The sequence below is a fragment of the Sphingobacteriales bacterium genome, from assembly GCA_016706405.1.
Taxonomy (GTDB): Bacteria; Bacteroidota; Bacteroidia; order Chitinophagales; family UBA2359; genus BJ6.
Window position 1 is genome coordinate 60,081 of the sequence record JADJJT010000001.1, and the last position, 23,036, is coordinate 83,116.

19 protein-coding genes are annotated in these 23,036 nt (G+C 38.2%); 14 read left to right on the forward strand and 5 right to left on the reverse strand.

Annotated elements, in window-relative coordinates; translation table 11 throughout:
- The first annotated feature begins 456 nt into the window (after nt 1–456).
- The 7 genes from IPI59_00275 to IPI59_00305 all read left to right on the forward strand — a co-directional run bounded on the left by IPI59_00275 (nt 457) and on the right by IPI59_00305 (nt 8,034).
- Nucleotides 457–1,650 (forward strand): hypothetical protein, encoded by a 1,194-nt coding sequence (locus tag IPI59_00275; protein ID MBK7526009.1) that lies wholly within the window; start codon nt 457–459, stop codon nt 1,648–1,650.
- Nucleotides 1,651–1,876: 226 nt separating this feature from the next.
- Nucleotides 1,877–2,776 (forward strand): hypothetical protein, encoded by a 900-nt coding sequence (locus IPI59_00280; GenBank protein ID MBK7526010.1) that lies wholly within the window; start codon nt 1,877–1,879, stop codon nt 2,774–2,776.
- A gap of 72 nt (nt 2,777–2,848) precedes the next feature.
- Nucleotides 2,849–3,415 (forward strand): DUF1573 domain-containing protein, encoded by a 567-nt coding sequence (locus tag IPI59_00285; protein MBK7526011.1) that lies wholly within the window; start codon nt 2,849–2,851, stop codon nt 3,413–3,415.
- 188 nt (nt 3,416–3,603) lie between these two features.
- Entirely contained in the window at nt 3,604–4,392 is a 789-nt protein-coding gene (locus IPI59_00290) for a hypothetical protein (protein ID MBK7526012.1), read from the forward strand.
- 47 nt (nt 4,393–4,439) lie between these two features.
- Complete coding sequence (locus tag IPI59_00295) at nt 4,440–4,931, forward strand: hypothetical protein (protein MBK7526013.1); 492 nt, start codon at nt 4,440–4,442, stop codon at nt 4,929–4,931.
- Nucleotides 4,932–5,027: 96 nt separating this feature from the next.
- Nucleotides 5,028–5,756, forward strand: coding sequence for a lysoplasmalogenase (locus IPI59_00300; protein MBK7526014.1), 729 nt, complete (start codon nt 5,028–5,030; stop codon nt 5,754–5,756).
- Nucleotides 5,757–5,784: 28 nt separating this feature from the next.
- Nucleotides 5,785–8,034, forward strand: coding sequence for a PQQ-binding-like beta-propeller repeat protein (locus IPI59_00305; GenBank protein ID MBK7526015.1), 2,250 nt, complete (start codon nt 5,785–5,787; stop codon nt 8,032–8,034).
- A 120-nt stretch (nt 8,035–8,154) separates the two neighbouring features.
- Here IPI59_00305 and IPI59_00310 read toward each other — a convergent pair whose 3' ends face one another.
- Both IPI59_00310 and IPI59_00315 read right to left on the reverse strand, forming a co-directional pair.
- Complete coding sequence (locus IPI59_00310) at nt 8,155–8,583, reverse strand: hypothetical protein (protein ID MBK7526016.1); 429 nt, start codon at nt 8,581–8,583, stop codon at nt 8,155–8,157.
- 273 nt (nt 8,584–8,856) lie between these two features.
- Complete coding sequence (locus tag IPI59_00315) at nt 8,857–10,359, reverse strand: hypothetical protein (protein ID MBK7526017.1); 1,503 nt, start codon at nt 10,357–10,359, stop codon at nt 8,857–8,859.
- Between the two features lie 202 nt (nt 10,360–10,561).
- Here IPI59_00315 and IPI59_00320 point away from each other — a divergent pair, with 202 nt between their 5' ends.
- The 4 genes from IPI59_00320 (at nt 10,562) to IPI59_00335 (ending at nt 16,301) form a co-directional block, all read left to right on the forward strand.
- A complete protein-coding gene (locus IPI59_00320; protein MBK7526018.1) occupies nt 10,562–10,936 on the forward strand; it encodes a cytochrome c in 375 nt (124 codons plus the stop codon).
- 123 nt (nt 10,937–11,059) lie between these two features.
- Nucleotides 11,060–12,571 (forward strand): PepSY-like domain-containing protein, encoded by a 1,512-nt coding sequence (locus tag IPI59_00325; GenBank protein MBK7526019.1) that lies wholly within the window; start codon nt 11,060–11,062, stop codon nt 12,569–12,571.
- Between the two features lie 191 nt (nt 12,572–12,762).
- Nucleotides 12,763–14,016 (forward strand): PepSY-like domain-containing protein, encoded by a 1,254-nt coding sequence (locus IPI59_00330; protein ID MBK7526020.1) that lies wholly within the window; start codon nt 12,763–12,765, stop codon nt 14,014–14,016.
- Between the two features lie 146 nt (nt 14,017–14,162).
- Nucleotides 14,163–16,301 (forward strand): matrixin family metalloprotease, encoded by a 2,139-nt coding sequence (locus IPI59_00335; GenBank protein MBK7526021.1) that lies wholly within the window; start codon nt 14,163–14,165, stop codon nt 16,299–16,301.
- 132 nt (nt 16,302–16,433) lie between these two features.
- Here IPI59_00335 and IPI59_00340 read toward each other — a convergent pair whose 3' ends face one another.
- Nucleotides 16,434–17,744, reverse strand: coding sequence for an MFS transporter (locus tag IPI59_00340; protein MBK7526022.1), 1,311 nt, complete (start codon nt 17,742–17,744; stop codon nt 16,434–16,436).
- Nucleotides 17,745–18,032: 288 nt separating this feature from the next.
- Between IPI59_00340 and IPI59_00345 the strand changes: the two genes are divergently transcribed.
- The 3 genes from IPI59_00345 to IPI59_00355 all read left to right on the forward strand — a co-directional run bounded on the left by IPI59_00345 (nt 18,033) and on the right by IPI59_00355 (nt 21,216).
- Nucleotides 18,033–18,965, forward strand: a complete 933-nt coding sequence (locus IPI59_00345) for a hypothetical protein (protein MBK7526023.1) — start codon at nt 18,033–18,035, stop codon at nt 18,963–18,965.
- Between the two features lie 180 nt (nt 18,966–19,145).
- A complete protein-coding gene (deoC, locus tag IPI59_00350) occupies nt 19,146–19,823 on the forward strand; it encodes a deoxyribose-phosphate aldolase (protein MBK7526024.1) in 678 nt (225 codons plus the stop codon).
- Between the two features lie 34 nt (nt 19,824–19,857).
- The gene (locus tag IPI59_00355; protein ID MBK7526025.1) at nt 19,858–21,216 is read left to right on the forward strand and encodes a hypothetical protein; all 1,359 of its coding nucleotides are present in this window, start codon (nt 19,858–19,860) and stop codon (nt 21,214–21,216) included.
- A gap of 99 nt (nt 21,217–21,315) precedes the next feature.
- On the opposite strand, the gene IPI59_00360 is transcribed toward IPI59_00355, so the two are convergent.
- The gene (locus IPI59_00360) at nt 21,316–21,636 is read right to left on the reverse strand and encodes a hypothetical protein (protein ID MBK7526026.1); all 321 of its coding nucleotides are present in this window, start codon (nt 21,634–21,636) and stop codon (nt 21,316–21,318) included.
- Nucleotides 21,637–21,729: 93 nt separating this feature from the next.
- Nucleotides 21,730–22,908, reverse strand: coding sequence for a sulfotransferase (locus IPI59_00365; protein MBK7526027.1), 1,179 nt, complete (start codon nt 22,906–22,908; stop codon nt 21,730–21,732).
- Nucleotides 22,909–23,036: the final 128 nt, after the last annotated feature.

Below are 23,036 nucleotides of genomic sequence, written 5' to 3' on the forward strand. Positions count from 1 at the left end.
TGGCTTAGAATTAAGTTGTAAACAAAAATATAGGATTTGTTTTTATCCGGATATTTTGACGGGTTGAAACTAAATCAGAATTTAAGTTTAAATAGCCGGCAAAATTAGCTATAATTATAAGTATAATACCCATTTTATTTGGGTTGGCAAAGTCATTTTTAAACAATATTAACAATTAGTACAAAGCGATACTTTATTTTATTAAAGTTACAAAGCTATATTTTAAGGTTGTTTTTGGTATTTTAATTAGGTGTGGGCAAACTATAGAGCATAAAAATAATTTAAACGAACTACCTCTTTAAAGCCTTGCTGACAAGCCTTTTTGCGTCTTTACCTGCCATTTTTTTTAAAAATTGCTGCGAAATGTGCTGGCATTGGCAATATAAAATATTGTACTTTTGCTGCATCAATTATAGTTAAACACACGTATACACTTGCTCAAACAAGTTTACAAACATGAAACTACCACTACAACACCTTATTGCCCGTGCTTATGCCACTTTATTATGCTGCTTTTTGTTTTTTGCCCCTTCGGCTGGGCAGTTAAAACTTTGCGCACAAATAATTCCCGACCAAACTGCCGTAACCCCAACAGACGAAGTAGTACCTAAAAGTTTATCTATACCACCCACGCCCGCCTTTGCTTTATTGGGCATTACCCCCTCGGAGGTTATTAAGCCCGGCACCGTGCGCGATTTTAAAGTAGATTGGAGTCTTAAAAGCTATAGATTAGCGCCAAACCTTGCTTTAGAAGCACAGCCTCTTTGGTTATTGTACCGCTATAATTTAGACCGTTACAGTAAAGCGAGTTGGATAGAAAAAAGTCTTTCAACCCTTAGTGTTTCGGCAGGCACAAATGTAAACACCTTCACAAACAAAATTACAAAATCAGACAGCTTGGTATATCAACTGGCTTATGCTTTAAAATTAAATCTTTTCCACGAAAAAAATAAATTAGTCGAAAAAGTTTACGTTGATTCACTGATGATGGCCTATAAAGATGCTCGCAAAAATTATAAATTGAAAGAGCGCGAAGTAGCCAAACAACTCAAAAAAACACGCGATAAAAAGAAAATTTTTGAACTTGAAACAGAGTTGGCATACGCTAAACGCGAAATGAAAGAAACCCGTAAATCTATTAGCGACGAATACCTTAGCCATGCCGACGACTACTCGAAACGCCGTTGGAATGCCTCGATGTTAGAAGTTGCCGGTGGCCAAGTGTTTAGTTACCAGCGCGAAACTGTTGATAGCCTAAACTTAAAACGTGCCGGATATGGTGTTTGGCTAAATGGCGGCTATGGCGTTGGCAATAATTGGTATTTTACAGGCATGTTAAAATATGCCGCTTTTCCGAAAACCGACACCTTGATAGTATCATTACAGCCGGTAAAAGATATTTTAGCCGGCATAAATATACGATATGGGTCGTTAAAATATAATTTTTTTATGGAGTGGTCAATGGACACCAAACTGTTTGACCCCGACCTTGAAATTGATGGTTTACGCCGCAACTCGCTTAGTTTTGGCGGCGACCTTAAAGTATCGCCCATTGTATTGCTTAGTTACGGCATTAGAACCGACTTTAATAAAAAACTACAGTTTAAAAATTTTATTCCAATAGCCAACGTTACTTGCCTTATGCGATAATTGATACTGTATTTTGAGCCCAAAACCAAAGTTTACAGGCGCTAATATCCGGATAAAATAAGTATAAATTCCACCGCTTGAAATCTTAAATAAATCCGGATATTAAAAAACATAATAAAAAAATAAATATCAGATCCGGTTTAAACAAACAAATAAAAAATAATCAAACAAGTTAGCACTTTTTTTTCTTTTTTAATTTTTCAACTTAAACATACCAAAACCAAACATGAAATCACTTACAAAAACAACTCGCGCATTTGCCTTTTTACTAATGTTTTCCTTGGCAAACTTGTATTTTTTTACTTTTAAAGCGGCAGCTCAAAATAAATCGCGGGATATTGCCCTTGCCGGCGATGTCAACAACGACAAAATTGTTAACCATTTAGACTATTTGCAGGTAGGTTTGTACTTTGGGCAAAAAACGACACAAACACCTCCGGCCGATAATGCTAACAACAACAACAAGGCCAAACTTCAGGCTATTATTAAAGCCGACCTCAATAAAGATGGCACGGTAAACGCCGCCGATACGAGTTTAATAAGCAAAAACTACGGAAAAAAATTAAATTTTTCGACTAAAGCACCTAAGGGCAAAACTATTAATTTTGGCGGGGCAAAAGCCCGGTTATTAGGCTATGTCAATACCAATAATGCAGCCCCTTTTAACGTATTGCCTACGGCAAAAAGCGCCGACTTGCCTATGGTTTTTGAAATTAAAAACTTAAAACAGCAAAATCTTAAAGATGTGTATGGACTGGCTTTTTCGGTAAAAGTAAATACCGATTCGGTTTTACAATTCATGCCTAATTTTAGCAACACGTTTTTGGCAAAATCTGAAAACGAAAATATTTTAACTGCAACCAAAAAAACATCGGCCAATAGTTGGGATGTGGCAATAGTGCGCACCAATCAAGAGGGAGTTTCGGGCACGGGTGGTCAGGCTTTTAGGGCATCGTGTATTGTAACGGTAGATTTTGGCTTACCGCAAAACCCCGGTCCGGCAGGTTTGCCCCAGCAGCAAAAAATTGCTTTTGAAGTAGAAAATTTGCAATTAATCTCAAGCGAGGGTATAATAATTCCTGTTGAGCAACCCAATATTGAAGTAACCATACAAGCCGCCGAATAATAATATTGGCATACTTGTTTTACTGCTTGCCAAAATACAAAATAACAACCCATATAACAAACAAACCCATTTATGAACGTATCAAAATTAAACCTCATAGTAACGGGCTTTATTTTACTGCAATTAGTAGTTGCTTGTAGCCAAACCAACAATACAAATACTAAAACAGAGGAAAAGCCAACAACCGCAACTATTGAACAGCAACAACCATCGCAAGCGGCTACCGCACCAGTACCCGACAGCACTTACACAGACGAAGATGGCAACGATGTAGCAAAATTTAGCGATTATAACGATGCCGCCGACCATTCTATTAAAGATATGCCTCGTACAACATTGACCGTAGTAGGAGGCAACGAGTACGATTTTGGCAAACACAAAGCCGGTAAAGAATTAACACACGTGTTTAAAATAAAAAATACCGGAAACGAGCCACTTGTAATAAGCAGCGCTCGACCCTCATGCGGTTGTACCGTTCCCACTTTTTCAACCGACCCCATCGAACCGGGCAAACATGGTGAGGTAAAAATAGCCTTCGACACCTATAGCCGAGATGGAATGCAAGTAAAAACAATACGGTTAAACACCAACGCCACGGATAACCCTACTACGCTAACCATTAAAGCCGATTTAGAGTAGAAAAATCCGGATGAACTTAGGTTTAAAATAAATCCTAATTATTTGCTTACACTTGTTTTTATGGCAATACTTACTCCGGATACCTAATTTTAAAACAAGCAAATGGTTAATTTTTAAATTCAACTAATACACGCAGCCAGTCAGCTAACAAATCAAATGCTTTGACGTTTTAACACACCTATTTTGTTATGATTATATTTCGACCGGTGTATATGCTTATAATAACACTAACTGCCCTATTTGGTGTTAGTAGCTTTTGTTGGGTGTTTTCCAAACCATCGGATAATACGACTTATGCTACGCCGGCTGAGGTTAGCATTAATATCCCTCCGTCTTTACCATTAATTAAAATGTTGCCCGATCAATTATACGATACGGTAAAACAAACCAACAGTTTTGCCTTTGTATTTGCCCACTCAAACAAATGCGTTAACTGCCAATACTTTTATTCTAATTTTAGCAATATTGAAGAAAACAGTTTTTATAAAAAGCATTTTATAAATGCCGAGTTCGACACAAATACGCCCGAATTATTATATTTCGACAAGCTATTTCAACTTGAAAACAACTCGAAACTTTTTTACATGAACAGGCTTGGTTTTTTTCAAATATGTTATATAATGCCAAATAACACAATTGATTTAAAAAACTTAGCCGAAAATTTTACTTATATTAACGATAGGCAAAACGCCGATACGTTGGCTGTGTATGGCAATATGCGTACTAGGTTTATTAATAACACCTTAAGCCAAAATGATTTAAGAAACTTTTTATATTTATCGTATAAATTAGGGCAGTCGTACCGAAAACCTGCCGAAATGTATTTTCAATCGCTTACCGAGCAACAAATTTACCAGGCCAACAACGTAAACCTGTTTTGGAAAATAGCCATTAACCCCGAAGCTTTCGATTTTAACCAACTCCTTCAATACCAAGAAATTTACAAACTAACAGCAGCTTTACCCCCGAAGCGGTAAATGATGCCATTATACTGTCGTTATACAATGGCACTATGCTGGCAGCCATGAATCCCCAAAAAACTGCGTTTTGGAGCGATATTAAAGGCCATTTGGAAAGCATTCCTATGGAACAGCGCCAAAACGAAATAAAATTTTGTTTAACCGCCGAGTACTACCGTTTAACCAAAGATTGGCTGAAATTTGCCCAATTAAACGAAGCCTATTTAAATATAGTAAAAGACGACCCGCGTTTGTTACACGATATATCGGCTATTTTTTATAATAATTTAAAATTTAACCGAAGCAGTTTCCGCCCCAAATACCTCCGGAAAGCTTTTGAATGGACAAAACAAGCCCTTGACCGCGCAGGCACCGGCTCGTACTATGCAATAACGGCTGCTAAAATTGCTATTGAATTGCGCGACTACGAGGCCGAAACATTTGATATGTTAGACAAGGCCTTAAAATACGCCGAAGATAACAAAGATGATGACAAGGTGAAAATTGTTGAAGATTTACGCCAACAATTTTACGAAGTTTTGAGCATTCCAAGATAGCCGCTGCACATCAAACAAACAACAAAAAAAATTAAGCCCTATCTTTGCAGAGTTATTTTTTTAAAATTAGCGCGAGTTGCGTAAATAGCTCAACTTATGGCAAACTTACTTGATAAAAAGAACCACTTGTTTTTAGTAGCATATTGGTTTTTTTGCGTTATGGTAATAGTAGCCAATTATGTGCCTTATTTTAGTAGCGCGGTATGGATGTTTAAACCTCTTCTAATGCCCTGTTTGGCAGTTTGGTTGTGGCAAAACCTAAATCACTACCAAACTAATAATATACCAAAGACTTTTAAATATTACCTTTTTGCTGCCCTGTTTTTTTCGTGGGTGGGCGATATTAGCCTGATGTGGTCAGCTACAGAATCCGGATTTTTATCCGGATTAGTTGCTTTTTTAATAGCACAACTTATTTACATCGTGCTGTTTAATAAAACAAGTCGCCCTTATCGAAAATCAGAACTACATAAAAATCCCTGGAAAGTTTTTCCGTATATTGCCTACGGTTTAGGGCTAATTTATTTTTTATACCCCAATTTAGTGAAAAATAATTTACTTTTGCCTGTTATATTTTATGCCGTTGCCATTTTAACTATGGCTACTATGGCTGTTAACAGGTATGGGCGCGTACCATATCAAAGTTTTAAATTTTGTTTTGTTGGTGCGGTTTTATTTGTTTTTTCCGATTCGATAATTGCTGTTAACAAGTTTTACGCACCCTTTGACTTTGCAAATATTACCATTACCTTAACCTATTGTTTAGCACAGTACTTTATTATAAAAGGCCTGATTTTACAATTTTCGCTTAAAATAGCCAATTAATATTTATACATTATAAAAACTGAAACCCATGAAACGTCTTTTTATAACACTTATAAACAAACTGCTTGTATTGGCAATGCTATATGCCCTTACAAGTTTTATGACCATAAGCCATCAATTCTTAAAAGCCCAAATGGTTTGGACGGCTTATGCCGACTCAGTTAGCTGTTTTGGTTCGCCCAAGGCCCACGACCTTAACAAAGATGGTACTGACGATATAATTTTTGGGGCTGGCGTTATAGATAGTGTTCGTTCTAACGGCGTTTTGGCTTACGATGGCGCAACCGGAGAGCTTTTGTGGAATGTACCCGCACATACCCAGGTTTTTGGCAACCCACTATTTAAAGACCTAAATAATGATGGCACCGACGATGTAATAATAACTGGACGGCATGCCCTGATGTGGGCTATTGACGGCAAAACCGGCAACAAAATTTGGGATTTTTACCCCCAAAGTGCCTTAATTGACCCTGCTAAAGACACTATTTTTAATTTTTTTAGTCCACAGTGGGTACCCGACCAAGATGCCGACGGTTTTGATGATATATTTTGTGTTAATGCCGGCAACCACTACGCCTCTCCGTTCGACTCGCTCTCGCGCCCACCTGCCCGACTAATGATTATTAGCGCAAAAACTGGCAAAACACTATTTCAAATGCGCTCGCCCGATGGCGAAGAGACCTATATGTCGCCATTAGTTAATGATATTGACAACGATGGCGTTTTAGACATTATTTTTGGCACCGGAGGTGAAACTTTTGGTGGCAAACTATGGCGTATTACACTTCCAGACTTATTGTCGGGCGACTCAACCAAAGCTATTGCCTTGGTTTCCGGAAAGAAAAAAGGATTTATTGCGCCTCCCAGCCTTGCCGACCTTAACAACGATAGCGTGCTTGATATTATTACTTGCAGTTACGATGGGCATACTTATGCTATTGATGGCCAAACCAATGCCGTTATTTGGCAACACACCTTGACCGGCTGCGAAATGTTAGCCAACCCAACCATTGGTCGTTTTTTACCTAACGATTTTTTGCCCGATGTATTTGTAACCTACGCACATGGCATAGGCCCTGTTTTCGACAAGTTTGTACAAGTAGCACTTGATGGCACTACCGGAAAACCCTACTGGCAAGATACACTTGGATTTTTTGAGTTTAGCTCGTCATTGGCTTTTGATTATAACGCCGATGGCTTCGACGAAATATTAACCATGATAAACCTTGCTGGCGGAACCTTTAAACACGATATTTTATTAATTGACTTTGCCAATAAACAAATGGCTTCGTTGATAGGTGGGCCACAAGAGGGTAGTAATCTATCGTCAACGCCACTTTTAGCCGACCTTGATGAAGACGGCAAACTCGACCTTATTTATGTTGCTAATAGTAATGGCAAAGAGTTTAACAGTATTAAAAATATTGCCACCCGCCGCGTTGCCTTAAACACGGCTATAACCGAAACAACAATTGCCTGGGGTGGCTATATGGGCACCAACACAAATGGTGTTTACACCGAGCCAAACACTACTTGCCTTAGTTTTAAAGGTGTTTTTTTAACCAATAACCCTACTTGTAACGACTTAAATAATGGCAGTATAAACGGCACCATATCAGGGGGCGCCCCCCCTTACGAGTTTTCGTATAATGGGGGTACCTACAAAAAAACAACGGGCAACGTTATTGCGGTGCCGGGCTTAGTAGCTGGCAGTTATACCCTTGCATTTAAAGATGCAAACGGTTGTATTATAAGTTGGGAGCATGTTTTAACCGACCCAATTGGGGCATGGCTGGCAAATATTACCGACTGCTCAAACGCCTCAACAAACGATGGCAGTATTACCCTTGCTACCGATGGCAAACCTTATACTGTAACATGGAGCCACGACCCCAATCTTAAAAGCTTGACAGCCGATAATTTGGTACCCGGCACTTATTCAGTTACCCTTGCCGACACCACCTTAAACTGCAGTATTACTTTAAATGCCAGTATAGCAGTGGTAGGAATAAACAACCCATCAAACAACGACAACCAACAATTGATAAATATAAGTTACAATAATTTTGGCGAAGTGCTGCTTAGTAATTTATCCGGATTAGCGTTAAAAGCAAGCTTGTTTAATATACAAGGGCAACCTGTTTTTACCCAGGTTTATCCCAGCGGTATATCAATATTAAACGCAAATGAGCTAAACTTACCTGTTGGTATGTATTGGTTAGTAGCAACGCATCCGGTAACGGGTAAAGCTGTAGCGCAAAAAATAATACGCCTTTAAAGCAGCACAGCAACAAAAATATGCTGCCTTAAATCTCGCAAGTTGAGCTAAAAATAATACCGCTTAGGGCAATATCTAAGGCAATTATGCAATGTAGTTGCCTTTATGTGAATCCGATTCTTATTTGAGATAAAGTTTTTTTATTCTCCGGATAGGCCCTGGGCATTTCTGTTGATGACATGCAATGCAGGTATTTACCATTCGATTGAAATTTTCTTTGCTGTTCTCATTTTCAGAGAAAACACGCTGTTGGGCGGTAATAAAATTATTAGCACACTCCTTAAAAATATCGTCCATATCAGAAGGGTCTGTTAAAACTGCAGAATGAATTTTCAAATAATCTGTAGGGAAGAACCCTAAATTGGAATTTCCTTGTTCGATTTGTTCTTTGATGATTTTATTTTCAAGGAACATACGTTGCATCAAAGCAGACATCTCTGACCTAAGGGGCTTCTCTAACTCCTTCTTACTTTGGTTTTCAGTTTTTGGAACTTCCTGACAACTGAAGATGAGTGTTGAGATAAACAGACATACTAAGAGTTTTTTCATTGTTATTTGTTTGGTTCAACAGTAAATTTACGCAATTAACTTAAAATAAAAACGATTGCTGTAATATTTTTTTGTAGTTAAAACGTGAATTCGGAAGATATTGTTGAGGAAACTGTTTAAGAATTAAACCATATAATTAACCACATAGACACATAGAGATTGTTTAAGCATTAAAAGGTGTGGCAGTTTTAACTCAGACAATAAGTTTTTAACTTAAACAGTTATTGAAATACTGTCTAATTTTTAAACAACTTCATTTTTAGAGCCGGCTATTTAAACAGTTTTTACATTTGCCAGCAAAGTAAGGTAGTAGTGATTTTTGGATAGTTTGCTTTTAAGCCACACCATATAACTTATAAACTCATTTGAGCCGGGCCTAAATACAGGCGAGCTACTAATATATTGCTCAATTTTTGCCTTAATTTTTGGATCGTTAAAAGGTTCGTAGGCCATACTAAAAATAGATAATAGTTTAATAAATTGAGCTTCGTGCTGGTAGTTTGCTTGTTTCAATAGGGCTTTGTTGCTTTGTTTAATATCGCCTAATCGGTAGGCAACATATTGCCAGTCGTTATTATCGAGGTGTAAAATAACTTCGAGCAAAGAAATACGCAACTGCAACTCGCCCGATAGCTTATTGTAAATATCTTTTGTCAGCAAAGGGGTAATGGCTTGCATTGCCAATGGCAACTGTTGCCTGCAATACAAGATAACAGCCAAGTTTCCGTGTATAAAAACTTTGTAATACATATTGGTTGTATCGTGGCGGGTTTGAGCCAAGTTTTCGAGCAGCAAAATACCGTCTTTAAGGTGGTTGGTATAAAAATACTGCGCAACTATGCATTGGTAATAAGTCCATTCGAATTGCGGATAAAAAAGTTTATTGTAGGCAAGTAAAGCCTCGTAAAGTTGTTGTGTGTAGGAGGGCATAAGGTTAATTTTGCCATTTCGCAGCAAGGTATTAATTAGCCACACCAACTGCACTATTTTATTTTGGTGGGTATCGCGTTTATACATTTTACGCGCTTCAAACTCGGCAAGATTTGCTATTAAAAAACTTTCGAGTGCTTCGTAATCATTGTTTTGGAGCAAAATACGCCGTATTGTATTGCTAACATCAAACTGAACTTTGGGCGCAGTGGCAACTGTTTTATTAATATTAAGTTGTTCGCTAATTTGTTGCAGGGCGTATTCAATGTCGGTGTTATGCCGTTCGTAGTTGGTTTGTAATAGTGCATGAACCGTTTTATGAATAAGTTGGGCAATACTTATGCGGTCGGTGTAATTTGTTAAGTTTTGCCGTTGTTTTTTAAGGTAGTCTTCAATGTTTATTTCCGGATGATAAAAAGAAATACTAATTATACCCGCATATATATTTGTAAGCATATCAAAATTGCCACCTTTTAAACCAATTTCTTCTGCTTCAACCAGGGTTTGGTAAGCAAGTTTGTACAGCGATTTTTTAGTATATATTTCGGCCAAACGCATTAAATTGCTCATTATTGCGCGGTCGCTTGCAGTATGATGAAGAAGCAATAAACTTTTTTCGAGCGATTCGAGCAACCGGTTTTTTAGGCGATAGTAAGCGTTTTTATTTTCCGGATAAAAATACTCGGCTATTTCATTTTCTGTTTCAAATTGTTTTTTGTTTATGGCATCAAATAAATTGACAACCAAATTTTCGCCTTCGTAAGGTGCTACCCGATTTAAGTATAGTTTAAAGTGGCGCTTTTCTGCTTTATTTAAACCCGCAATAATTTCGAATAAATTTTTCATTTTTTAATTTTGAAAGCGTAAGATACGACTAATTTTTTATTAAACGCAACTTAATAGCATAGCCTATTTTTGCATTAGTTTTTTAACGGGCAACAGCAAACGCATTACAATTACCAGCTTTGGCTTTTGTTTTGTTGCCTTATTAAAATGCCATAATTATTATATACTATTTTTTAACTTTTTAAATTAAAACTACTTGTTTATGTTACAGAAAAATTTTTTAGTATTGCTTGCCGGATTTTTTCTTGGGGGTTTTGTTTTATTGAACAATGCCTGTAAGGACGAAACCGAAACTTTAAATGCCGATTGTGCAGGCAATACCGCTACTTACGATACCAATGTTAAAGTCATTTTGCAAGCAAAGTGTATGCCCTGCCACACCGCAGGCGGCATTGGGTTAGCATCGGCAGATTTAACCAATTACACTACCACTAAAAAATTAGCTGACCAAGGGAAAATTTTTGAAATCCTCGAAGCTAAATCTATGCCCCCAACAGGTATGGGTGTTGACCCGCTTACTGATGTCGAATGGGCCAATTTAGCTTGTTGGCACAACCAAGGGTACCTCGATAAATAAAAAAATTAAGGGCAATTTTTCCGGATATTTTACTTTGTTAGTCGGGTATCCGGAAAATTTTAAAGCTTAAATCCGGAAAATAAAGTTTTGAAACCGTAAGAAATGCCTTTAAAATAATTTGCAATGCCCATATCAACCGCCGTATCTTTGCACTATCAAAACAGTAAAACAATTTTAATCACCTCGATTATGAAAAATATATCAATCTTTTGTTTAGCACAATTTTTATTGTTAGTGCTATGCTTTCAAATAAGCTGCACCAAGGAACCCATTGTTTTAAACAACCCTACAAACAGCAACTCAAGTAATGCATGGAACAACCAATTTCCCGATGCTATTAATAATTATGTGGCAGCAAATTACCCTTCGCTACCTATTAAAGCAGTAGAGTTAAAAGATGGCACCACCAAAATGTGGGTGGCCGAGCTAAGTAATGGCACTATTTTATATTTTAATGAAGATGGAAGTTTTGCTTATATTGGGCAAGACACAAATATTTCGGCTGCCGAATTGCCAACCGTCGCCACTAACTATATTACAACCAATTACCCAACTGCAACCATACAAGAGGCAAACCATAAAGCTAACGGCAATTATGAGGTAAAACTAAACAACGATTTAGAGCTAAATTTTAGTCCACAAGGAAACTTTTTATTTGCCGACATGAGCGGTAACGACGATGGCACCGAAATAAACTTTAGCCAACTGCCAGGTAATGCGCAAAATTATATCAACACAAATTTTGCCAACGAAACAATAGATAAAATTAGAATTTTAGACGACAACGGCAACTATTTTGTAAAATTTGACAGCGATACAAAACTGTGGTTTAGCCCAACTGGCCAGCATTTGTTTACCGATGTGGATGAAGTTTTGCTGCCCGAAGAAATACCGGATTTTGTTTTAAATTATATAGCTACAAACTATCAGGGCGCAACCATAATTGAGGCCGAACTTAAAGATAATGGCATCATAAAAATTGAATTATCTAACAATATTAAATTGTTTTTTACCCCAAGTGGCGAAATTTTATACGACGGCGAAGATGCAAGCGGGTTGGGCATTAATACCATCATAAATACAAGCAATCTTCCGGATAAAATTGCAAATTATATCGAATCAAACTACCCAAGCCTAACGGTTGTTGAGGCAAAAACAAAATCTAATGGCGATTATGAAATTAGACTTGAAGGCGGTATAAGATTGCGTTTTGATGCGCAAGGAAATTTTTTGTACGAAATTACCGAGTTTGAACTTGAATTTACAGACATCGTTTTTCCGGATACAGTAAAAATTGGCGAAACAGTTGTGCTTTCGGGAAAAGTTCGCAATGCAGGAATTACCCCTGTTCAAAACAATCAAATTGCACTTAACATAGGCATAGAAGATGTTATGCCAACCGAGTTAAAAAATGTAGAAACTGACGGAACAATTATTGCCATGCCTCAAACGGAGGTGTTGTTGCCCGCCGAAAGTAAAAACTTTGCCCTATCTATACAAGTAACGGCGGCAAGGTTTAACCCTTCGACAAAAGATATTGCCGTTGTTTGGCCAGACATACCTACTTGTTTAAAACCCATTATTACCTCGCCCAATAGTGGAATTATTACCCTCGAAACTTTTGTAAAACCGTAGTAATTTACTACTACTAACAATAGTTTATCTCCGCGCTGACTGCTTATTTTTTTAAAATTCTTGCCACTAAACAGGACAAACCCTATTGCTATGCCTTTAAAATACAAAATGCTGTAAAAACTAAAAAATTCTTTTGCTTTTGTTATAAAAATCCTGTTGCAATATTATTAACAATTAAATTATAAAGTATCATGAAAAAATTATTTGTTTTATTGATGGTCGCTTGTTCGGCTATGTTTTTTGTTGCCTGCGAGCACAACGTAATAGATGACGATTTGTTATCCGGGCACAACACTACCAATTCGGGTGATGATAATATAACTCAATACCCCGATGCTATTAATAGCTACGTTGCGGCAAATTATCCCGGCGCAACTATTACCGAGGTCGAAAACGAAAACAGCCCCATTAACCCAAACGTGGCATTTAAAGTGCATCTTAGTGATGGCAACGAACTTTATTTTGATGCTAACGGAGGCTTTTTATTTGCAGACGACAACGGAACCGATGACAATATTTTAATATCGAACCTGCCTTCAGTTATTATAACTTATGTGCAAACCAATTACCCCGGTGTAACCATAACCGAAGCCGAGCAAAACCCTGCCACCTTAATTTATAAACTGCATTTAAGCAACGGTTTAGAGTTGTATTTTCAAGGCAATGGCACATTTATTGGCGCCGATACAGACGACAACGGTAGCGGCGGAGGTAATAATATACCAATTGCTGATTTACCCCAAGCTGCCTTAGATTATATTGCCGCAGTTTACCCATCGGCTACTATTGTTGAGGCCAAATTGTTAAATAATGGCAATTATAAAGCCGAACTTAACACCAATATAGAACTCATTTTTGACCCCAATGGGCAGTTCTTATTTGTTGACGACGATACAAACGGCAGCGGGTCAGGCATTCCAATTAGCGAGCTACCTGCCAATATTATATCGTACATTGAAACAAACTACCCAACTGCTACCATTGTAGAAGCTGATATTGAAGACAACGGATTTTATAAAGTACACCTAAACAATGGCATGGAACTAATATTTGATGCAAATGGCAATTTTATCGGCTCAGACAATGGCACCTTGCCCCAAGTAATTGTAGATTATATTGATGCCAATTATTCCGGAATTAGTATTGTTGACAACGAACAATTTGCTACCACCGTTTATAAGGTAGATTTAAGCAATAACTACACTTTGTTTTTTGAAGGCGATGGCACCTTTATTTTTGAAGATGCCGAAAATGACGTAAATATTTCGTTTAGTGCTTTGCCAACGGCTGCACAAAACTATATTAACAGCAATTTTGCAGGCGTACCCATAGACCAAGTTAAAAAATGGAACAACAGTAACCACTACCGCGTAAAATTAGACGATGATGAAGGTACGCGCGTATATTTTCGCCCTTCGGGCGCGCATTTAGGCACCGATAATTAAAGTGGCAACACGCCTATATGGCAATTAGCATAGGAATTCAATCCGGCAGTAGATAATTGGTTGTTAAAAAATCAAACTGCTGCCGGTTATTTCAAACCCAAACCAAACTTAAAGCAAACAATAAATCTAAATTACAGACAATAAAAATGAAACACTTATACCATAAAATTGGGCTTTGTGCATTATATGTAGTGCTTTTTTCAGTAAAATTAAGCGCGCAATGTCATTTGCAACCCCTTAGTTTAAAAGAAAGGGTACAAAGTGCCGATTTTGTTTTTGAAGGTAAAGTTATCTCCAAATATAGCTTTTACGATACTAATCAATCGCATATATATACAGCCCACGAAATTGTTGTTTTTAAAGATTTTAAAGGCAATTTAACTTATAAAACTATTCAGTTTGTAACAAAAGGCGGTATAATTGATGGCGCTGTAGAAGTGGTAAACCCTAACCTGACAATAGATTTAGGAGAAACAGGTGTATTTTTTGCCACTGCGCCCTACGCCATGGACCCCAATAATATGATGCAAAACAAGGCAGTACTGTCGCCATACGCCGAGGCGCAAGGAATGGTGAAGTATGACGAGCCAACAAATACAGCCTATGATAATTTTAACGAATATGGAGGTGTTGAATCCGGATTGTATAAAGCAATTAAAAAATATACCGCCACAAATTTTATTGTTATATCGGTAAAAGAAGAAATACCTGCACCAAAGGGGCTTCCTACAATTTTATCGTTTACCCCTACTACTGTTGAGGCCGGAAATAATAAATTTATAACCATTACCGGCGATGATTTTGGCCCTTACACCGGATTAGCTACTGTTCAGTTCCGGAATCCGGATTACTACGGTTTAACTGTTGCCTATCAAAATGTTGCCTCGTCTAAAATTGTTCAATGGAGCAATACTTCTATTGTTGTTTATATTCCCGGAAAAGACCTGGCCTTAGGAAAAGCTGGCGCAGGCACCGGAAAATTTAGAGTGGTAAACAGTATAGGTGCTTATGGCGAAAGCGAAGAAGACCTAAACATTTTATACAACAAAACTAATATAAACAACCGCGAAATTGATTTGGTAAATGACAATGGGTCCGGAGGTTACACCCTTGCCTATAGCACCAATTTTACGAACACAAATGCCAAATTAGCTTTTGAAAACGCGCTAAACAATTATCATTGCCATATTGGGTTAAATATGTTTGTATCAAATACAACATCATCCAAAAAATGCCCGGCCAAAGATGCCGTAAATATTATTGCCTACGACAATGCTACTTGTCCATTGTCGGCGGGTCTGTTGGCGCAATCTACGCAGTGGTATATTGCCTGCGCTAATGGCGATGCTTATTTTGAAGAAATGGATTTAATTTTTTCAAGCACTGCGCAGTGGCATTATTTACAATCGCCTCCGAATATTGACAAAAAAGATTTTGAATCTATTGCTGTGCACGAAATTGGGCATTGTATAGGCATGGGGCACGTTTTAGATTATGGCAAACTAATGTATCCTTCCTTAACAGATGGGGCTTATATTCGCCATTTAGACACCGACGCTATAACCTGCGGGCTGGCAATTAAAGCCCATTCAACCGAAAATAATTCTTGTAATGGCAGCACAGCCATGCAACCAACGACAGCGTGTGATGTTAGGGTAAAAATTAAAATGTTTCTCGAAGGGCCCTACAACGGGGCTGGGCAAATGAACACCAATTTAGTATCGGCAATGCCAAAATCACAACCTTTTAATACCACACCATGGAATTATGCCGGAAACGAAACTACAACAACCATTCCTGCCAATATAGTAGATTGGGTTTTGGTTGAAATACGCAATGACGCAACTATTGTAGAACGCCGTGCTGCCTGGCTTCGCAAAGATGGAATAGTAGTTGAATTAGACCAAAGCGAAGGCGTAAAATTAGCATTAACAGCAGCAAACTATTCAATTATAGTGCGTTCGCGAAACCATTTGGCAGTAATGTCTAAAAATCAGGTAAGTTTGCCCAACAATACCCCTTTTGATTTTACCTGGGCACTAAACGTAAAAGGAACAGCGCAGGTAAAAGCGGTAAGTGGTGGGTATTATGCCTTGCATGCCGGCGATATAAACGCAGACGGCGTAATTACTGTTGCCGATTTTAATTTATATTCAACAGAAACGAGCAAAATAAACGTTTATTCGCCTGCCGACCTTGATATGAACAAAAATGTAACTGTTGCCGATTTTAATTTGTATAAGGCAAATTCAAGTAAAATTGGTATCCCCGAAATAAAATATTAACAGCTTGTTTTAAGATTTATTGTAAGTTTGGTGCCCCGCTTTTTATACAAAGGCGGGGCTTTGTTTATTTAGTTGAGCCTTAAAAGGGCTTCGGAGGTTTAAAAACCTTGGCTTGTTTGTTACCTTTTTCTGTTAATGACCTTCTTCTTGTGTTTGTGCAGAAGCCTGTGGGTCTTTTACCTTTGAGAAAAAGTAAGCACCCAATAAAAATAGTATAGAAATAACGGTAATACTCATGCGCGAGGCTGTATCATCCGGATAACCCATTTTTAAGAAGGTTAATCCGGCAAAACCCATTAAGGTTGGGCCAATTACGGCTGCAAATTTGCCAATCATATTGTAAAATCCAAAATACTCGCCCGATTTTTCTTTAGGTATTAAGCCGGCAAAATACGCCCTGCTTATGGCCTGAATACCACCTTGTACCAAGCCTATTACAAACGCCAATACATAAAAATGCCATACTTCGCTTATAAATGCGCCAAACATTGACAAGCACAAATAAATAAAAATAGCCAGGTAAATGGCCTTCCGCGAGCCTATTTTTTGAGCTAAAAAACCAAAGGCAAAAGCTGCCGGAAAACCTACAAACTGCACCATTAACAAAGCTGTAATTAAATCGGTGGTTTCAAAACCAATACTTTGCCCATATTTTACGGCCATGGTAATAATGGTATCGATGCCATCAATATATAACCAGTAAGCCAGTAAAAATAAAAATATATTTCGTTGCCCTCGTATTTCAGCAAAGGTTTGGCGCAATTGGTTAAGCCCCGCTTTTACAGCCTGTAAGCCGGTTTGCGGGTTTTCTTCGGGGGGCTCTTTAACGTTAAGCATAAGCGGCAGGGTAAATAAGCCCCACCAAACAGCCACCATTACAAACGAGTATTTTACAGCTTGGGCAGCATCGGCCAAACCAAACCAGGCAGGCTGTAGCGTCATGGCCACATTTACCGCCAATAGCAAACCACCCCCTAAATAGCCCACAGAGTAGCCATAAGTTGAAATTTTATTGTACTCGCTTTCGTTGGCTGCAACGCTGGTAAGCAGCGAGTCGTAAAATACAATAGACCCCGAAAATCCAATGGTAGCCAGTATATAACAAAAAGCCGCCATTTGCCATTCGCCTTGATTAATAAAAAACAAACCAAACGTCATAATTACCCCTAAGGCGCAAAAAAAGCCCAAAAATCGTTTTTTCGACATGCTGCGGTCGGCAATAGACCCCAAAACAGGTGCCAACAAGGCAATTACAATAAAAGCAAACGAGTTGCTAAAGCCCAAACGAGCCGTGCTAACTGTTTCTTCGACCCCCGAATTCCAGTACGAGCCAAAAAATACCGGAAAAAATGCCGAAATAACAGTTGTATTGTAAGCTGAGTTTGCCCAATCGTACATAGCCCAACTTAGTACTTCGCGGCGTTTATATAACGACTTTGACATAAATATTTAGTTTAGAATGATTGAAATGAGATGCAGTGGCAGAAAAAACAGTTTTGCGTAAGGCGCAAAGTTAGCAATATTATGTTAGGTGGTAATTTTATCCGGATTTGTTTGCCTTTTCCGGATAAAAAAACGTTGTTCAACTCTTTGGCCAAAGTATTAACTCTTTTTTAACCTCATAATTAGTTTACTGGTCTTAATTGCTTCAAAAAATGTATCTTTGTTGCTAAATTTACCATATATTATTGCAATACTGCATGTCGAAAATTAATATACAAATAAAAAGAAATGAGTAAAAAAATAAAATCGGTTACAACATTTACTACCGAAATGGCAAACCAACAACCCGCACACACCTATAAAAGCGACTACGAAGAGTACGACCTAAACAGCAACGTAATTAAAGATATATTTTGGGACGAGATGGGGCATGTGCTCTCATCGAATAGTTTTTTATACGATAGCGAGGACAATTTACTTGAAGAGTCGAGCTACGGCGAAGAAAATAAATTAATTATGCAAGTATATTACTACCGCAACACCAACGGCAAATTAGAAGGCTGCGAAACAACTTATGAAGATGGCTCGAAACTGTTTACCAAATATAGCTACAGCGCCGATGGCCTGAAACGCACCGGAAAGGTAACTACTGAAACCGGCGAATCGGACGGCCACGACGAAGAATGGCTTGACGACCGCGGCAACGTGCTGCAACTTAATCAATTTGACCCCGACGGCCACTTAGAGTACCGCGAAGAAAACCGCTACGACCAAGAGAGCCGATTGTTGCAAAGCGAACAATATGACGAAGACAGCAAACTAATGAAACGCTTAGAATTGCAATATGATGAACATGGCAACTGCACTTCGGAAATAACCAGCAACCCCGACGGCGATGTTTTAGAACGCATTACCCGCAAATACAACGATAAAAACCTGCTGGCCGAAGAAACAGCCGAAGATTTTGGCGTTGGTACCCAAACAGTAATGGAACGCACTATATACAAATACAACGAGCAAGGGCATTGCAACAAAGAAGAAACCTATAACGAACATAACCAAATTATTGCCAGCCGAATTAATGACTACAACGCCGACGGCCAAATTATTGCCGCCGAAAGCTTTGAACGTGGCTACCCCTACAACCTTGAGCCGGGAATACCGGTTAGCACCGATTTTCAGCATTTGCGGTTTACTTACGAATATGAGTTTTATGCCTAACAACGAATAAGCTTGGCCCGGCTATAAATAAATTTTATTCTTTTCCGGATGAAAATATAGGCCACACCAACCTAAAATGGCCAAATAGTATGCCTACGTACTGTTTTTATAGATGTTTGGCGACTCTAACTAATTTGTTATTTACAATAAATTTTATTTTTTATTTAATTGTTAATTGCCGTGCCTCCCGAAACAACAACTTACGACTACAAATTGGCCAAACTTATTGACCATACCTACCTTAAACCTAATACTTCGCTTGCCGACATAAATCGCGTGTGTGCCGAGGCAAAAAAATTTGATTTTGCCGCCGTTTGCGTGCCGCCCTGCTACCTTGAACGCTGCACCGAAATTTTATTGGGCACTAATATTGGTATTGCTACTGTTATTGCTTTTCCGATGGGTTATGCCGATGGCGTATCAAAAATTGCCGAAATAAACTTTGCTGCCGACAAAGGAGCCACGGAGGTAGATGTAGTTATTAATTTAGGTTTTGTTAAAGACGAACGCTGGAACGACCTTTTTTCGGAAATAAACACCCTTTGTGCCTTTGCTTTACATAAAAATTTGCTACTTAAACTTATTATTGAGGCCGGCACTCTAAATCCGGATGAATTATTGCGGGTGTGCCAAATTTGTACGCAGGCTAATGTGCCCTACGTAAAAACCTCTACCGGTATGAACGGCCCGGGCGCAAACCCCGATATGATACAAACAATGCGAAATGTATTGCCTTCGCATATACAAATTAAAGCATCGGGCGGTATTAACAACCGACAACAAGCCCTCGACTTGGTTTATGCTGGCGCTAACCGCTTGGGCTGCTCGCAAAGTGTAATGGTTATAACTGCCAACTAAATAACTCGGCAGATAAACAAAATAAAAATCAACAATGCCCCAGCTACTGCCCACCGATTTTTTATTAATTGCCCTTTTTATGGCATTATTATTAACGGCGGGTTATATTATTAAGCTATGGCGGTATCAAAATAATGCGGCAGGCAAATATTTTATGCGCCTGCTGGCTTTAAAACTTGTAGCCTCGTTATTATATGCGGGCATTTACGTGTATATATATGCCGGCGATACAGTTTCGTATTATCAACACAGCACCTTGTTGTACAACGAAATTTTAACCGACAATACCGGAAAAGCTTGGCAATTATTATATACTTCTAATTACCAACCCCAGTTGGCCACCAAACAAACCACTTTAGCCTTTAAGAACGGTTTTAAAGCGTCCAATACCTATATGGTTGTTAAAACAGCTACGCTTTTAAGCTTTTTATGTTTTAATAATTACTGGGTTTTGTCTATGATATTTGGTTTTTTTGCGTTTTTAGGGCTATGGGCTATGTATAGAGTTTTTTATTTACAGTTTTGGCAATTAGATAAGCATAAAACTATAATGGCAATTTTTTTAATGCCATCGGTGTTTTTTTGGGGGTCGGGCATAATGAAAGATACGCTAACGCTTGGAGCCTTAGGGTGGTTATTATGGGGTATATTTAACGCCTTTATTTTACAAAAGCGCTTTTTAATAAGTAGTATGGTTATGCTGCTTAGTTATTATACGATTGACACACTAAAAGGCTATGTTTTATTGGCTTTTATACCCTTTGCCTTAGTTTGGGTAGTTTTACATTTTTTTAAGTACAATGGCACGCGCTATTTGAGGGCAACGGTTTTTATGCTTGTTTTTGCCGTAGCCAGTTTGTATGTTTACCAAAATGCAAATATAATTACTAACGCAGGGAATATAGTATTAGAAAAAATTATTGACATGGCAATGGGTTACCAATCGTGGCACGAGTTTTTGGCTAATACCAAAGGCCAGTCGGGTTATACATTAGGAACAATTGTTTGGACAATCCAAGGCGTAATCAGCAAAATACCCGCATCTATTGAGGTGGCCTTATTTAGGCCCTATTTTAACGAAGTGCGAAACAGTTTTATGCTATTACTTAGTATTGAGAGCACTTTAGTACTGTTATGCACCATTTGGGTCGTATTTAGGGTGGGGCTGTTATACATCATCCGGATAATTTTTACCAACCCATTTTTGCTGTTTTGTTTGGGTTTTTCGTTAAGTTTTGCCTTTGCTGTAGGTTTTACCAGTTATAATTTTGGCGCACTGGCTCGTTATAAAATTCCGCTGCTGCCTTTTTACATGTTTTTTCTGTTTGCAGTATATCATTATGGAAAAAAACCCTCAAAAGCACAAGCTTTTACGGCTAATAGACCAATTTGAACCAATTTGTAATTTTAGTTAACAGTTAAGAAGTAACACTAAATCAAAATACCTCGACTTGTTAAATGGTAGTGCACGAATTATATGTTTAAAAACCCGCTATCTTTTTCCGGATATTAAGGCGGTAATTAAACCAATTACCAAGCCATTGATTGCACCCGTACCTAAATCGTCCCAAATATTTGTTCGGTCAATAACGGCAACATATATAATTGCCCCTAAAAACAGCCTTGCCAACAACAAGCCAATAGCCACCTGAATACGCGGCTGTAGCCAACCCAAAACTGCCCCAATTACAAGGCAGGCTATTGAAACATCGGTAATAATAAGCTGCGCCGGGCTGGCATTGGCCTTAAACATAAACGACTCGGCTACGCCTATTACAAAGCCAACTAAAATTCCAATAAAAATACTTCTCATAAAAATTACTTCCTTTTTTATTTATTTATGGTGTTTACATTAACAGTGTTTATCTGGTAAACAGTTATTTGTTTGGCTAAAAAGTGCCGCAAGTTAAGTAAACATTTGCGAAACAAGTTCATCTTTTTTTACCTCAATATGTGGCGGAACCTCATACTTCCAGTGTTGCATGGCAAAACCCCATTCGGCAAGTAGGCGGTCAAGTAGTTTTTGCGCCATAAAAAACTGGTTTTTTTTGTAGGTTTTTTGGCTGGTGGCATATTTTTCAAAAGCAGGGGCAGCTTGGTCAAAATTAGGCAGGTTTAATTGATGGTAAATACGGTGCATTTCGGCGGTAGGGTTTTGTTCAAAATCTTCAAACCGTACCTCAGCAAATTGCCCCGGCGGAATTAAATTCCGGGTATTTAAATACTTGCGTATTAATTGATTATAAACCAAAAATATATTGTTTGATATTAGTTCTGCCGGGGCATCTTCTAACTGCAAACTGGGTATCATACTGGTAATAAACTTGTAAGTCGAGAGGTAAACATCAACCGGATTGCGGTAAATATATATAAACCGCGCCTTAGGAAACATTTGCAGTAACAGCTCAATCCGGCCGGTATTGGGTGGGTTTTTTGAGACAAAAATTTTACCATCTGTATTGAGCAGTGCTTTTTTAATGAGCCGAACATATTCTGTTTTCCATGTATTCAATTCATCCGGATTAAGATTTTTAAAATCAATATACCGGTCGTAGTATTGCTGCGTGCGCGTAGGGAAATACCAAAAATTATAATAACAAAGTGCGTGTATATTGCCTAAAGCAAATTCTTCTTCCTGCGGATAATTGGCATCCATTACCACATTATCGCCTTGTCGTTTTTGGGGTAAGGCAAACCGCATAAATTTTTCAACTAAATATCGGGCAGGTTGTGCATATAACATATCTGGAAAAGCCGATTGGTAGGTCGAAACAAAACCCATTTGAGGGTCGAGGCCAAAAAAATTATGCAAATGGGTGGTGCCGCTCCGCCAATGTCCAATAATAAAAATAGGTGCGTTTTCAATCGGCTTTTCATCAAAAAAACGGTTGTAACGCAAGCGCTCATACGTTTTAAAAGGCTGTGTAAGCGCACTCAACAAAATACTTATAAAAAGGCGGTTGTAAAATTTAGGCTGCACCTTCCCCTGACGTATGGTTTTAAGCAAGGCACTAAAATTTCCGCCCACCATGGCAGGCAACGCAATTTCTTTTTTGTAGTTGGCAAAAGATTCTAAAAAGCTCATATAGTATAAAATTAATATTGTATTAATAGGTGCAAATTCGCCTTGTTTCTACCTATTCGATGATACAGATTAATTACTACTGTTGGCAGCAAAACTAACAATTTTGGGTTGTTAATTAGCTATATTTT